The following is a 13,144-nucleotide window of genomic DNA, read 5'->3' as shown; positions in this document are numbered from 1 at the left end:
GTGGCCTGGCAAGAATTTGCACCATTTACGTCGTCGAACATTGCAGCCATAAGATACGATGCCGAACAGCTCCTGCTCGAGGTCGAATTCCATAATGGTGGTCGCTATCATTATTACGATGTGCCGGACCAAGTGGCGCGGTCATTCGAGCAGGCAGAATCGAAAGGGCAATACTTGGCCGCCTATATCAAGGGCCATTATCGTTACAGCCGAGCCTGACGAATGCCGATCATTAGCTTAGATCAGCAGACCGGTCGCGTTAAAGTAAACGCTTTCGAGATCGATAACAGAATCCTATTCGATTACTTCAACAAATTAGGCGCGACTGAACGCGACGATCAATTTCATCGGGCATTGTACATCGGCGTACTCGCCCTAATGGAAGATCGGCTATCGAGTTTCCTATCGAAAACGAGCAACGATCTTGGAACGGAACTCGAGAGTCTGAAACTCATCTTCGATATGAAGAAGGAGCTTTTCTATCGATCGGCCGTCAAGGGGGGCCTAGCCGAGGAGGACATTGCCGAGTTCCTCATCGAATTTTTTGAAAAGCAAAAGCTGACTGATCGCGTTGAGCTCACGGGCGAGCGCGCCGGAAACATCCGCCGAAACAAGACCGGGGATATCGTTTGTCACTTAGGCGCGGATGGGAGCAAGCGGATCGCGATCGAATGTAAGTTCGACAAGAGCATTCGACTCGGTGATATCCGCTCCAAGGATATCTTCACTAAGAAGAGCGACACAGCTTGGAGCCAATTGCTTGAGGCGCAGGCCAATAGGGACGGTATCGTCGGCATTATCGTGTTCGACGTGTCGCTCGTCGACAACGGTGTGCTTAATACGGTTCAGGATGTGCGCTTCATTCCGGGCATCGGTCTCATTGCGATCATCGATTCGCAAAAAGGCGATTATCATAATCTCGGGATCGCGTACATGCTGGCACGCGACATCGCGATGAATACGCAGGCCGTGGATCTCGATCAAAACGTGTTGAAAGTCATTGTCAATCGCCTGATTAAGGATGCGCGAGACATGGCAGCGGTCAAACACCTCGTCCTCAACAGTGTCGACAATTTCCGGCAAATCCTCGCCCAGATTGAAAAGAGCATTTTGCTGGCAGAATTTAATCAAAGATATCTGCTCAAATTCCTGGCCGACGGTACGCTGTCCAAACAAGACCTCCTCGATTTCTACTCTGGCGAAGAGGTCAAGGACCGATTCCGGATTGTTGAGCGTGAGATATTAGAACTCTGTACATAGATCTCCAGCAGTTCGGCTGGCCACTCGAAATTGCCACCAGAACGAGAAAATTCCTCCGCTTCTAGACGGAAAAGGGATGCAGCCGCCTATCAGGTGCTGTTAGGTCGATCGTCTGCTTCCTCAGGGGATTGGCAAAAGCGACTTGGCAGCTGATGCGCCCCAAGCCCTTAGAGTGGATGGAAAGCGTAGCGACGACATTCTCACACCAATCTCGCAACGCCTGGCGACGACAGCTCCTGAATCCGTTCGCGTTCGAAGGCGCACCCAACGAACTGACCCGCCTCGTGGCTGAGCAAAGCTAGAGCGTGACGTCTCCTTCGATCTCGGCGTCGAGGTCGACCTCCATGCCTTGCGTCAGCATCGCCGCCCGATCCAATAAAGCAGCGGGCATGGCGACGATGGACTGCTCGGGACGTTAGCCAAAGTCCTCATCATAACGTGTGAGAATCCGTTCCTCGAACGAGAGGGGCTCGGCGGGCGTCCGGTCCCGGGTCTGCTCAAGCGCCTCGACGTCCTCGTTGGTCAGGCCGATGCGGCGGCTCTGTTCGACCAGCATGCTGCCAAGGCGCCGGCGTGTTTCAGAACGAGAGTGTCGATTCTGAGTCATGCCGCCAAATCCTCCTCAGCTATCAGACCATCGTCTAGTGAGCTGCTCATCTTCTTTAAGAACCGAGCTAAAGTGGCCTTCCTGGCGCCGCGGTCAAGTGCATAGGACGTCTGCTTAAATTCCACACCGTCTAGAAGTCCTTCAATGTAGCCGGAGATCGTATCGGCCGCCATGATCAACGCGGCGTCCAAGGTATGAATATATTTGCTTGTGACGGTGCCCCGGGAGTGCCCGATTAACGCTGCGATCGTGGTCTCCGTAAAGCCCAGGTCATTAGCCACGCTCGCAAAACTATGACGAAGGACATGCGGCGTGACATCTGCTAAGGCCGTACTCCGGAAAATCTTCTCCCAATGATTGGGGAAGCTGCCGAAGAGGTTGTCCTCCCCGCCGCCGGGGAACACGTAGGTCTTCGAAACTTTCGATCTACGCTCCTCAAGGTATTCCATCACGGACAAACCAATCGGCCGGACGGATGCTCCCTCCTTGCTGTCGGCGAGGCGCAAACAGCTTGATTCAACGTCAACGTCTTCCCAGCGAAGCACCACCATCTCAGATCGACGGCAGCCAGTGAGTACGAGTTGCCTAATGATATCTACGGTCATCCGGTACTTGTCGTTCTTGCTAGCTGCCTGGAGGATAGAGCCGAGCGTTCGGTACTCGACATCGCTGAGGCGTCGGGTTCGCACGTTATCTTTTGGTCGTCGAACTCCATGCGCGGGATTGACTTCTATGATTCCTGCCTCGACGGCGTAAGTCAGTATTCCGCTGAGGAGTCCCACCGTGCGCGACGCTGCTCCCATGCCGCCTCGTACGATGGTTTTGCCGCGCAGCTTTCCCGTCTTGAAGTTGCAGTTGGTTTTGCCAGCGATCACATCTTTCAGGACCTTATTGATATCTGCCTTAGTGAGATCCTTCACCCGCCGCGTCCCGACCAACGGGATGATGTGGCGACGGATTCGACCGATGTCGCTGAGGATGGTTGTCGGCCTCTTCGGCCGTCCGCCTTTGCCCATGATCAAGCCGGCGTTCAGATCTTCAAGATAGAGTTCGCAAAGCTCCTTGACCGTGATGGCCTGATGATTGAGCTGCCGCTGTTCAGACGGATCTTCACCACTCGCTATCTTGCCGAAGGGGACCCTTGCCTCCTGTCGCGCAAGCTCGGGCGTCCAGAACCCATGTAGTCCGATCGTGAATCGGCGAGAGCGACCGGCGAACCTGTAGTGAATGACATAGCTACGCTTGCCTGAGGTATAGACCCGGAGCCCCAAGCCAGGCAGATCGTTGTCCCAAATGAAGTAGTCGTTCTCCCGCGCTTTGGCGGAATCCGCGGTACGTTTTGTAAGTTTTGGCATGTGTTGTGACCGGCTTTTCCTTGGCGAACGCGCCGAGGAAGCGCCGGAACGAGGAGCGGCAATGAGCGACTCGCTGGTCTGATCTACTTGGCGGGATTCGTATTTAGTTTCAGCATTTTAGACGAGGTGGCGCGACTGCGCCAACCCATGTCGCTGACTACATCCCTCCGAAGGCAGAGGTCACAGGTTCGAATCCTGTCGGGTGCGCCAATGATTTCAAGTGGTTAGCTGTTAGGCGCTTACCTCGAAAATGCTCCGGGCAGCACTGGGGTAGCGCGCTGTATCGGTCGACTCCTGCTGAGGTTTTCCACAGCTTCGGCCTATGGCGATGCCTCTGACGATATCCCATAGAGAGTTAGAGATAGAGCGTGAGGGTAGTTCGCTTTCCACGGCCCGCTCTCGCGCTCTTCAAATAGCGCTGTAGAGAGCGGGCGGTGAGAAGGGAACGGGCGACAGATCATCAATGTACGGCTTGCGCTTAGGCAAGGGCATTAAACGAAATGTGCCACGCTCACCGGCCTCCGGGAATCTTTAGCGATATGGCCCCATCGTAGGAGAGGCGCAGTTGGACGGAAGCCCCCTCCATGATTGCAGGCGTACCGCGCTCCTTGGTGATCCACGTAAAACGCTCGTCGCGCGTCACCAGCCACGTTCCGGGCGATCCGCCCGCATCAGCAATCTGAACTGGTCCATCGGGAAGAGCGACCTGTACTGGAAAGCGAAGCGAACGGTCCACAGCTGAATATGAGCCGAAGCCTAGGTTCTTTTCTAGGACGGTTAGTGTCCCATCCCATTCAATGGCTTCCGTTCCTTCGTTCGTTCGGAACAGGGAAACCACACCGAACTGGATGCTGTGCGCCGCTAGTGAGGTTTCCCACACAGGATCGCGCCGGTTGGCGATCACCACGACGCTGCGGGGTACATGCTCGACCAGCGTACGTGCTTGGGAGTGACCAATTCCCAGCTCGCGCTCTAGGATTCTGGCGCAATCTGGCTGGGGTGCGCCATAGCGGAAGGCCACAACCTGTGGCAGCACATGACCAGACAATGAGTGGGAAACCAGCTCTACCTCGATTATGAACCAATGAGAATAGTCTCGTGCGACCAGCGCTAGATCGGGCCTCGAGACACGGCCCTCGTATTCAAACCCACCACCAAAAACGATGCAATGATAGGCTGGATAAAGGCATGACAGCACCTTGATAACCGCAGCCTCGATCTCGTTCTCATAAGGAGCGTCAGGGTCTTTTAGTCGATAGACCCGATCCGGCGCGCAAGCCCCGATCACCAGCGTCTTCACACATGCACCCACGACGCTTCCGCGACGCCTTCAAGTTCGACTTCCTCCGCTCGGAGTCGGTCGATCTCGGGCTTGGTGGCTAGCAGCGTATAGATTGTCGCGCCGTCCTTGCCGGCGGCCGGACGGAGTACACGGCCGAGCCGCTGGATGCGTTGACGCCGTGTCGCTGTGCTTGCGGCGATGATTCCGATTTCAGTTTCGGGCACGTTAAAGCCTTCATCGAGTGCCCGGCAGGTGACCAGAACTTCGATGTTGCCGGTGCGGTAGTCGGTCAGCATCTGGGCTCGCTCCCGCATACTCATTTTCGAATGGTAGATGCCCGCCTTCACGCCGTTCTCGATAAGGACTTCGTGGATCAGAATGCAGGCTTCGACGCTCTCGTGAAAGATCAGGATGCGCTGGCCCCGGTGACGCGCAACTAACCGCAAAGCTAGGCGAACGCGCGCCATGCTCAAGTTTAGCACCCGTGCCCGCCGCAGCATAAGCGCGACCGATTCCGGGGCCTCGGGACCGAGCCGGTCGATGGACCGTGCAATCGCCCGCGTCAGCTTGTCGTATTCACGTTGGCCGTCCGGTTCGAGTTCAAAGATTATGTTCTTTAGGTAGAACGGGACGATCACCCCATCCGCCAGAGCTTCGCGGTAGGTGTAGCGATACAGGATCGGGCCTAGCGCGGGGACCAATACCTCTTCAAGGCCTTCGTCATAAGGGCGTTCTGGCGTCGCAGATAGGCCAAGCGCTGCATGCTTGGGTAGCTCCAGCACAGCGCGCAGCTTGGGACTCGCGGCCTTGTGGCACTCATCCACGATCAGGAAGAGGTTGCTTGAAACGGGCGGAATCTTGGTCGCGGTGTTCATCACTGCAAGATTGATTGTCCCAGCGCGCATGCGAGGCCGTCCACGGATGACGTTGATGTCGTCAAGACGCACGTTAAAGAACGCTGCAGCCTCATCCCACCACTGCTCTAGCAGCGCCATCGTCGGTACGACAATCAACGTGGTTTCGATCTTGACGCGCTCAATAGCGCTCAGCGCGAAGAAAGTCTTGCCGCCTCCGGTGACGGCCCCGACGATTCCCTTGCGGCCATTCTGCTCCCACACCTCGAGGGCCTGGCTTTGCCAGCGACGTAACGGGACGCCGGCCACAGATCTAGCTCGCAGCGGCCGGCTTGGCCCCTACGGGAGGGTCGCCGGCCTGAAGTTCGGCGGCAACATTCTCGACGCGAACGGCCTTCACCCGCAGGAGGTCGTTCTTGATGCGCCGTACGCTGTTCGGATTAATGCGGCCGGTCAGCTTTCCCACTCGATACTCGGCAATTGCATCGTATATGTATTGTCGAATGCACTCATCAATGGCCTCAGTCGCTTCGAGGTCCATATAATACGGATGCAGACCGTTTATTACGATGTGCACAGTGCCTGGCGTGGCGCTGGCTGCAATCGACAGATACGGCTCGTACTCACTGATCTCCTTCAGGGAAACGATCACCGTCAAATCGCTGCCGACTTGGAAAGTGGCAAGCCGATCCTCCTCAGTGACTGAAGCGGCTTGGCTCTCCTCGTTCTGCAACAGCGTCTCAATAGGCGGCAGTAGCGAGGTTTCGAGCACGTCCCCCATCTCGGGGTTCGCGAACTCTTTGCGCATCTCTTCGACGAGATCGCGGATTTTCTCGCGGTTCCACGGCTGCGTCCGTGTACCCCGGCGCTTGGTCGCGTACTTGCGGTAATCATCCGAGATGGCGGCGAGAAACTCTTCCAACTCCTCTTCCTCATCGCCCTGAAACAGGATCGCATCTTTGGTGTGCGAGACATGGAAGCCGTCGAGATTGATGACACCAGTCAGACGTTGCGAAACGAGGTTGTTCGCGCCTTCGTCATCGACGCCGCCGAAGATGCGGCGGGGCTTCCATGCATTCGGGAAGCCTTGAATCTGCCGCTCATTCTGGAATAGCGAGGAGCCGCCGAACTTTCGCCCACCCTTGCGGAGCACTCCAATCCAGCCCGTGACCTTCTTGCCACCGATGATTCTCTGCGGAAGTTCCATCCGCATGGTACGGCCTTCAGGATCGGTGTCGAAATCGTACTCGTCAGGAGCCGGGATTTCTTCGCCGTTGTAAAGAAGCTTCAGCGTCCCGCGGCGGATGTCGAACTGGTACATGGAGCCCAGATAGCCCCGGATTGTCTCCTCAGTGCGTTGCTGAATGTTACGATGAAGGTCGCTGATGATGATATGTGTATAGTGGTTGTCCGTGTCGACCTTGCGCGACGTAAGTGGCACTCGTGCACCTCGGAAGGCAATGGCTTGGACATCCACTTCGGCCGTCCATTCCTCGCCGCTGCCCCACTCGCAGGTAACAACCTTCCAGTTGCTGCCAATCCAGCAGGCGGCTGTTTTCATCCCCATCCCGAACTTGGATCGGCCGATACTATCCGCAGTCGGCATCGCGATGCGCAGCGCTGCTTCCAACTTGTTGCGCGTCATGCCGATAGAATTATCCTTGATCGTGATCTTTCGCTGAATACGGTCATGCACGATCTCGACAATGAGCGGCGCACCCTCTTCCTCAAGCACTTGGTCGATGATCCCGCCATGGTTCAGACGGGATTGAGTAGAATTGTCGATAAACTCTCCCAGCGCATGCCACATTGTGTAGCTCATGCGGCTGTAGTTCACGATGGCCTGGGGACCGATTTCAAAGTCCGTCGCTAGAGGTTCGGTTTCGGACATTACCGCTCCTGTCGCTGATAGCGTTCGACCTTCTCGAAGCGGCCGACCGACCCTTCGACGTATTTCGGGTCAGCCTCGACAGCGATCCACTTGCGGCGCATCGCTTCCGCGACGGCTCCCGTTGTGTTTGACCCGCCGAATGGGTCGAGCACGAGGTTGCCCTTGTCAGTTAGGAACTCTAGGAAGAACGCAACAAGGTCGGTCTGCATCCGCGCCGGATGCAGATCAAGCTTGTTTTCCTCGCAATAGGCCCGGTATTTCGCATCCCACGCCGTGTTCGCGTACTTTAGCAGGGCGCTTGGCACATGCTGCGCACTTTCAAGGTCAATAACGTTGGACGAAATGGCCCCTCCATGATTGCTGAGGAAGCCAGTTTCGGAAATCACATGTCCTGAAGGTCGCTTACCCGCATTGTAGCGCTTGGATTTCAGCAGCGACTTCATGTCCTTGCCATAGGGCAGCAGTACCTTACGATTATCTGCCTTAGGGTTTGGTGTCTTCGAGAGCCACCATACGTGAGTGTAGGAATCCTTCAGCCGCAATCGTTTCACCGTCACCCAAGCTGCCGGTCCTGGTAGGCGTGCGGGATTGTGGCAGATCACGTGCTGGCAGAGGTGGAGATTCGCTGCCTTTTTAAAGGCCAATAGCGCTTCAAGAGGTAGCGTAGACATTTCCGGGCGTCCGGCCTCCCACGCATTACCTATCTCGATGACGATTGACCCATCGTCGGCCAGCAGCGTGGCCAGTTTCGGAGCAAGGCCTTCCAGCCACCGTAGGTACTCTTCGCCCGTCGAGTTTCCGTATTGCTTTTTGCGGACAAGCGGGAACGGCGGCGACGTGATGATGAGGTTCACCTTGCCCTCAACACCGCGCAGCGTGGAGGTGTCCAAAGCATTCTCAATATTCCCGACAAGCATCTTGCCGAGTTTTGTGCGGTAAGTTTTTACCACCTTCTCAGGTAGCGGCTGTGTCCTCTGCTGAGGTTGCATGCCCTTGTACCCAGCCCCCTACCTCTGCCTCATCATGACGATGTGAACAGATGATTCGAAATCCATGTCAACAATTCTGACGTTGAACAGCGTTTATCCGACCCATATTGCAGCTTGGCCATATATTCTACCAAATAGTTGTTCGCTCCGCCTAACTGCGCGAGAGACTAGGCGCTGTTGACAAAGGATGGAAGCCATAGCTTCGCGGCGGCGAGATGGAGGAAGCCGAGGAAGGATTGGCGGTCTTGTCGTATCGCGTGGCAATCCGGCGGAACTGCTTCCGCCGGTTGAACATGCGTTCGATGTGGTTTCGATCCCTGTAGCGGCGAAAGTCGCAGTCGATCGTTTCCGACCGGTTCGAGCGGGGCGGGATGACCGGCAGGATACCCTGAAGAAGCAGAGCCTGACGGACGGCGTCGCCGTCGTAACCCTTGTCCGCCAGCAGCGCGCAAGGCTTGCTCACGGGCAGGGTCATCAGGGGCTCGACACCGAGGTAACCCGAGACCTCTCCACCCGTCAGGGCAAAGCCGAGAGGGCGCCCCTGACCGCCAGCACGGGCGTGGATCTTGCTCGTAAAGCCGCCGCGGCTTCGACCAAAGCCCTCCTTATGAGTCCCCCTTTTGCGCCGGCGGCCTGACTGTGGCCCCGGACCGTGGTGCTGTCGATCATGTGTTGCCAGTCGTCGGTCAGGCCCAGATCAACCAGCGTCTCCAGCAAGGCATCCCATACGCCTTGCTCGGCCCAGCGGCGGAAACGGACGTGGACCGAGTTCCATTTGCCATAACGTTCATGCATGTCACGCCATGGGCAGCCGACCCGCAGCACGTAGAGCATGCCGTTGAGGAAGCGCCGATTGTCTTGCGCAGGCCGCGACCAACGCCCTCGCTCGGGCGGCAGCAAGCCCCCGATGATCGCCCATTCCTCGTCCGTCAGGTCGCCACGCATGACACTGGTCTCCGCAAAGACCTGTGTTGGATCACGCCTCAGCTCGCCTGGGAATCCCTTTTGTCAGCAGCGCCTAGGATGACGATGAAGGATTTGCTGCCGGTCGCGCGCACGCTGCATCCGAAACCGGGCAGCTTTCCGCACCAGGCGACATAGTCTTTCGCCTGAGGGAGAAGCGCGTCTACGACTTTTTTGTCAGTTTCTCATTCGCCATCTCTTGATCGCTCCGGGTAGCACCGGGGCGGTAATCTCGGGGGATCGCCACACCGCCATTCAATCAAGAGAAACAGAAATATGACAAATAAACCAACTATTTAGGTATAGTTGAACGAGCACTGGAAATCTCGCGAAAACACAAGAAGTCACGCTCCGAAGGCAGAGGTCACAGGTTCGAATCCTGTCGGGTGCGCCAATCTAGCGAAAAATTCAATCTTTCCGGGTGTCAGGGCGCCGGGGTAGAATGATCGCAGGCAAGGGCCGCTTTTCGTCCGATGCCGGTGCGACACTATTCGTGGCGAGGTTCGTATGGCGAACTGGCGGAAAGTCGTCTTCCTGCATGTGGGCTGGGCGGGTAGCTATGACGGCTCGGAGGCCCCGGAAGGTGGCCACGCCTATCTGAAAAATGAAATCGGTGTGGAGAACCAGAATTTCCGAGCGTTCGATGGTTGGTGCTTCGGTTACGCCCCTGTCGCCCGTACCGCGAAGGCGCGCGGATTGGCGAAAATCCCCGTGGCAATGAGAACCCTCAATATTACAAAACTGGGCGCGCTTCCACATGAGAACGAAGTCTCAGACATCACGGTCGTTTGGACGGCGAAGCGGCCTTATTCGGGTCCCGTTGTCGTCGGCCTTTACGATAGGGCGACAGTTCTTCGTTATATGCCGCCCTTTGATGGCACTAAGCGGGTCTATATAGCAAAGGCGCGTGCTGAAGACTGCCGTCTCGTCCCGAAGCATGATCGGATATTTTCCGTCATACACAAGCAGAAGGGATTTCCGGGTATGGCCGCGGCTTGGTTTCCCGGTGAGCACGACAATGGTCCGGCGCATGATTTCCTGGAAAATCTTGCTGAATACCTTCCGGTCATCCGAAAACTTGCCCCCGTTTCGGCCTCTTGACCGGAAGCAATCGTTTCGTCGTCACTATACGAAGAGCTTCGCTCGATTGCTCACTGGGGCTGACGACCATTGGTGATGTCCCATTCGTCAGATGCTCCTCTCTTCGCCCCCAACACCGTGACAAGACAATCCGATCATGGCACCCTTTGGCCCGCATGGCTGAGCCGTGTGCATCTGTATCTGCCAGGAGGAGAACCGGCATGGTTTCGCTTGGACTTCGGTCGTCGCACCAGGCTTTGGCGCGGGCTGTTTTCGGTGGCGTGTTGGCGCTGGGGCTCGTCGGCGTGACGGTCGGGGCGCAGGCCGATGCGGTTTCCGAGAAGCGCGAGGCGGCGATGAAGCAGGCGGGCGGCGCGCTGAAGGCGCTGGGCGGGGCGGCGCAGGCCGGCACCGTCGGGACGGCCGAGGTGGCGAAGGCCGAGGAACTGGCGGCTTTCGCGGCCATGCTGCCGGAACTGTTCCCCGAGGGCTCCCTCTCGGACGAGAGCCGGGCGCTGCCCGAGATCTGGACCGACGCGGAAGGCTGGCAGGCCAAGGTGGCCGATTTCACCGCCGCCGCCGATGCCGTCGTCGCTGCCGCCAAGGCGGGCGACGCCGCGGCGCTGGGTGAAGCCGTCGGAGCCACCGGGCCCACCTGCGGCGGCTGCCACAAGGTCTTCCGCGGCCCGCCGAAGAGCTGAGGCCGCGCCCCTTGATCCGGATTCTGGCGGCCACCCTGGCGGTGGCCGCATTCATGACGGGAAACGCCATCGCCGAGGACGCCGATGCCGTCGCGCCCGATATGATTGCAAGGGGCGCCTATCTGGTGCGCGCGGGCGGCTGCATCGCCTGCCATACCGCGCCCGGGGGCGAGACCCTGGCGGGCGGGCGTGCCATGGAGACACCCTTCGGCACATTCCACACGCCCAACATCACACCCGATGCGGCAACCGGTATCGGCGCCTGGAGCGACGCGGATTTCCTGCGCGCCCTGCAGGAGGGCGTCTCGCCGACGGGCGAGCATTATTATCCGGTGTTCCCCTATACGTCCTATACCAAGGCGAGGGCCGAAGACCTGCTGGCGATCAAGGCCTATCTGTTTTCCCTGCCGCCGGTCGCGGCCCCGGCGAAGCCCCATGAAATCGGCTTTCCCTTCTCGATCCGCGCCCTGCAGGCGGGTTGGAAGCTGCTGTTCTTCCGGCCCGGCGAATTCCGTCCCCGCGCCTCCATGCCCGACGCGATCAATCGCGGCGCCTATCTGGTGCAGGCGCTCGGCCATTGCGGGGAATGCCATACGCCGCGCAATCCGGCCGGCGGCGCGCTGATCGGCCTGTCGCTCGCCGGAACGCGCGACGGGCCCGACGGCGAAATGGTGCCCAACATCACGCCCGACACCGAGACCGGCATCGGCAATTGGTCCGTGGACGAGATCGCGGAACTGCTGTCGAGCGGCATGAAACCCGATTTCGACAACATCCAGGGTTCCATGGCCGAAGTGGTCGACGACGGCACCGGCCATCTGACCGACGAGGACCGGACCGCCATCGCCGCCTATCTGCTGTCCCAGGCCCCGGTGCGCCACGGTCCCGCCCTCACGGATTGACGCCCCGCGCCCATTGAATTGGGCCGGGGGCCTGATAAGGTCGGGCGGGGCTTGGCCATCGTCATAGGGGCGTCATGCAGGAAGATCGGGCTGAGGAGGGGCTGGGCCGCCGCGCCGCCGTCGGGGGCGCCGTTGCGCTCGGTGTTCTGCTGCTGATCGGTGCCCTGCTGATTCTGGGTGGCGAACCGCAGGCGCCGGCGCCTGCGGGCGGGACGCCGGCCGCCGAAGCGTCGCCGGGCGCCGACCCGGCGACGGGACATGCGCCCGATACGGCCGCCGCCACCCCCGCCACGCCGACACCGGCGATGCCGCCGCCCGCCGCCGATGCCGCGACGGCGTCGCGGGCGGAAGAGAACGTCGCGCCGCCGACCTTCGACGTCGCCCGCATCGCGGCGGAAGGTACCGCCGTGCTTGCCGGCCGGGCGCCCGCCGGCAGCACGGTCGAGGTCGTCGGCAATGGCGATCTCATCGGCACCACCGACGCTCAGCGCGGCGACGGCGCCTGGGTGCTGGTGATTCAGGATCCGCTGCCGGAAGGCACGCTCGAACTGTCCCTGGTCGCGGTGCTGGCGGACGGCAATCGGGTACCGTCGCAAGAAGTGGTGCTGGTCGACGTGCCGCTGCGCCGCAAGCCCGGCGTGCCGGTCGCCGAAGGCGATATCGCGGACAAGCCCGCCGAGGCGCCGGTCGCCGTCGTCACCGGGCGGTCGCCGGGCGCGGATGCCGGGCCGACCCGCATCCTCCAGGGGCCGGACGGCGCACCGCCCGCCGGCAAGGACAAGGCCGGCGTCGGCCTCGATCTCGTGGAATATGGTCCCGACGGCGCACCCGTGCTGTCGGGCCGGGGGCCGGCGGGGGCCGTGGTCCGGCTCTATCTGGACGACGTGGCGCTAGCCGAGACCGGAGTCGGCGACGACGGCACATGGCGCGTAACGCCGGAAATCCCTGTCGCGCCTGGCCGCTACCGCCTGCGTCTCGATGCCGTCGATGCCGGCGGCAAGGTGATCGCCCGGCGCGAAGTGCCCTTCGAGCGCGCCCGACCCGAAGCGGTGGCCGGCGGCGCCGGCGGCGGCGAGGGCCAGACGGCATCGGCATCCAATTTCACCGTCCAGCCGGGCAACAGCCTGTGGCGTATCGCCCGCGACCGCTTCGGCGACGGTTTTCGCTACATCGACATCTATCGCGCGAACGAAGGCCAGATCCGCGACCCGGACCTGATCTATCCCGGACAGGTGCTGGAACTGCCGCCGCCCCGATGAC

12 protein-coding genes and 1 pseudogene are annotated in these 13,144 nt (G+C 59.6%); 6 read left to right on the top strand and 7 right to left on the bottom strand.

From position 1 onward, the window contains the following. Together L2U69_RS13445 and L2U69_RS13440 are read left to right on the top strand one after the other, a co-directional pair. On the top strand, positions 1–219 hold the full coding sequence (locus L2U69_RS13445; RefSeq protein WP_236107623.1) for a KTSC domain-containing protein: 219 nt from the start codon (positions 1–3) through the stop codon (positions 217–219). 3 nt (positions 220–222) lie between these two features. Then, the gene (locus L2U69_RS13440) at positions 223–1,260 is read left to right on the top strand and encodes a hypothetical protein (protein WP_236107622.1); all 1,038 of its coding nucleotides are present in this window, start codon (positions 223–225) and stop codon (positions 1,258–1,260) included. 415 nt (positions 1,261–1,675) lie between these two features. On the opposite strand, the gene L2U69_RS13435 is transcribed toward L2U69_RS13440, so the two are convergent. The 7 genes and pseudogenes from L2U69_RS13435 to L2U69_RS13405 all read right to left on the bottom strand — a co-directional run. Next, positions 1,676–1,816, bottom strand: a complete 141-nt coding sequence (locus L2U69_RS13435) for a hypothetical protein (protein WP_236107621.1) — start codon at positions 1,814–1,816, stop codon at positions 1,676–1,678. Between the two features lie 47 nt (positions 1,817–1,863). Further along, positions 1,864–3,222, bottom strand: a complete 1,359-nt coding sequence (locus L2U69_RS13430; RefSeq protein ID WP_236107620.1) for a tyrosine-type recombinase/integrase — start codon at positions 3,220–3,222, stop codon at positions 1,864–1,866. A gap of 511 nt (positions 3,223–3,733) precedes the next feature. Then, the gene (locus L2U69_RS13425) at positions 3,734–4,522 is read right to left on the bottom strand and encodes a hypothetical protein (RefSeq protein WP_236107619.1); all 789 of its coding nucleotides are present in this window, start codon (positions 4,520–4,522) and stop codon (positions 3,734–3,736) included. Next, positions 4,519–5,667: a DEAD/DEAH box helicase gene (locus L2U69_RS13420; RefSeq protein WP_236107618.1), complete on the bottom strand. Its 1,149-nt coding sequence runs from the start codon at positions 5,665–5,667 to the stop codon at positions 4,519–4,521. Before L2U69_RS13420 ends, L2U69_RS13425 begins: the two co-directional genes overlap by 4 nt. A 4-nt stretch (positions 5,668–5,671) precedes the next feature. Beyond that, the gene (locus L2U69_RS13415) at positions 5,672–7,249 is read right to left on the bottom strand and encodes an ATP-binding protein (protein WP_236107617.1); all 1,578 of its coding nucleotides are present in this window, start codon (positions 7,247–7,249) and stop codon (positions 5,672–5,674) included. Next, positions 7,249–8,238, bottom strand: coding sequence for a DNA-methyltransferase (locus tag L2U69_RS13410; protein ID WP_236107616.1), 990 nt, complete (start codon positions 8,236–8,238; stop codon positions 7,249–7,251). Before L2U69_RS13410 ends, L2U69_RS13415 begins: the two co-directional genes overlap by 1 nt. Before the next feature lie 244 nt (positions 8,239–8,482). Further along, a pseudogene (locus L2U69_RS13405) lies at positions 8,483–9,183 on the bottom strand (IS5 family transposase); the annotation flags it as partial. Positions 9,184–9,708: 525 nt separating this feature from the next. Here L2U69_RS13405 and L2U69_RS13400 point away from each other — a divergent pair. The 4 genes from L2U69_RS13400 to L2U69_RS13385 all read left to right on the top strand — a co-directional run bounded on the left by L2U69_RS13400 (position 9,709) and on the right by L2U69_RS13385 (position 13,143). Next, complete coding sequence (locus L2U69_RS13400) at positions 9,709–10,302, top strand: hypothetical protein (RefSeq protein ID WP_236107615.1); 594 nt, start codon at positions 9,709–9,711, stop codon at positions 10,300–10,302. A 200-nt stretch (positions 10,303–10,502) separates the two neighbouring features. Continuing rightward, positions 10,503–10,982, top strand: coding sequence for a c-type cytochrome (locus tag L2U69_RS13395; protein ID WP_236107614.1), 480 nt, complete (start codon positions 10,503–10,505; stop codon positions 10,980–10,982). Between the two features lie 53 nt (positions 10,983–11,035). Beyond that, positions 11,036–11,884, top strand: coding sequence for a c-type cytochrome (locus L2U69_RS13390; protein ID WP_236107613.1), 849 nt, complete (start codon positions 11,036–11,038; stop codon positions 11,882–11,884). A gap of 74 nt (positions 11,885–11,958) precedes the next feature. Beyond that, positions 11,959–13,143, top strand: a complete 1,185-nt coding sequence (locus L2U69_RS13385; protein ID WP_236107612.1) for a LysM peptidoglycan-binding domain-containing protein — start codon at positions 11,959–11,961, stop codon at positions 13,141–13,143. Position 13,144: the final 1 nt, after the last annotated feature.

It is taken from the genome of Zavarzinia marina (assembly GCF_021568905.1).
GTDB lineage: Bacteria > Pseudomonadota > Alphaproteobacteria > Zavarziniales > Zavarziniaceae > Zavarzinia > Zavarzinia marina.
This window is presented reverse-complemented; position numbering and strand designations above follow the sequence as displayed.

Excerpts from the sequence above, each read along its gene's own strand:
- L2U69_RS13440 (WP_236107622.1), top strand. The coding sequence starts at position 223 with ATGCCGATCATTAGCTTAGATCAGCAGACCGGTCGCGTTAAAGTAAAC.
- L2U69_RS13435 (WP_236107621.1), bottom strand. The coding sequence starts at position 1,816 with ATGCTGGTCGAACAGAGCCGCCGCATCGGCCTGACCAACGAGGACGTC.
- L2U69_RS13430 (WP_236107620.1), bottom strand. The coding sequence starts at position 3,222 with ATGCCAAAACTTACAAAACGTACCGCGGATTCCGCCAAAGCGCGGGAG.
- L2U69_RS13415 (WP_236107617.1), bottom strand. The coding sequence starts at position 7,249 with ATGTCCGAAACCGAACCTCTAGCGACGGACTTTGAAATCGGTCCCCAG.
- L2U69_RS13410 (WP_236107616.1), bottom strand. The coding sequence starts at position 8,238 with ATGCAACCTCAGCAGAGGACACAGCCGCTACCTGAGAAGGTGGTAAAA.
- L2U69_RS13400 (WP_236107615.1), top strand. The coding sequence starts at position 9,709 with ATGGCGAACTGGCGGAAAGTCGTCTTCCTGCATGTGGGCTGGGCGGGT.
- L2U69_RS13395 (WP_236107614.1), top strand. The coding sequence starts at position 10,503 with ATGGTTTCGCTTGGACTTCGGTCGTCGCACCAGGCTTTGGCGCGGGCT.
- L2U69_RS13390 (WP_236107613.1), top strand. The coding sequence starts at position 11,036 with ATGACGGGAAACGCCATCGCCGAGGACGCCGATGCCGTCGCGCCCGAT.
- L2U69_RS13385 (WP_236107612.1), top strand. The coding sequence starts at position 11,959 with ATGCAGGAAGATCGGGCTGAGGAGGGGCTGGGCCGCCGCGCCGCCGTC.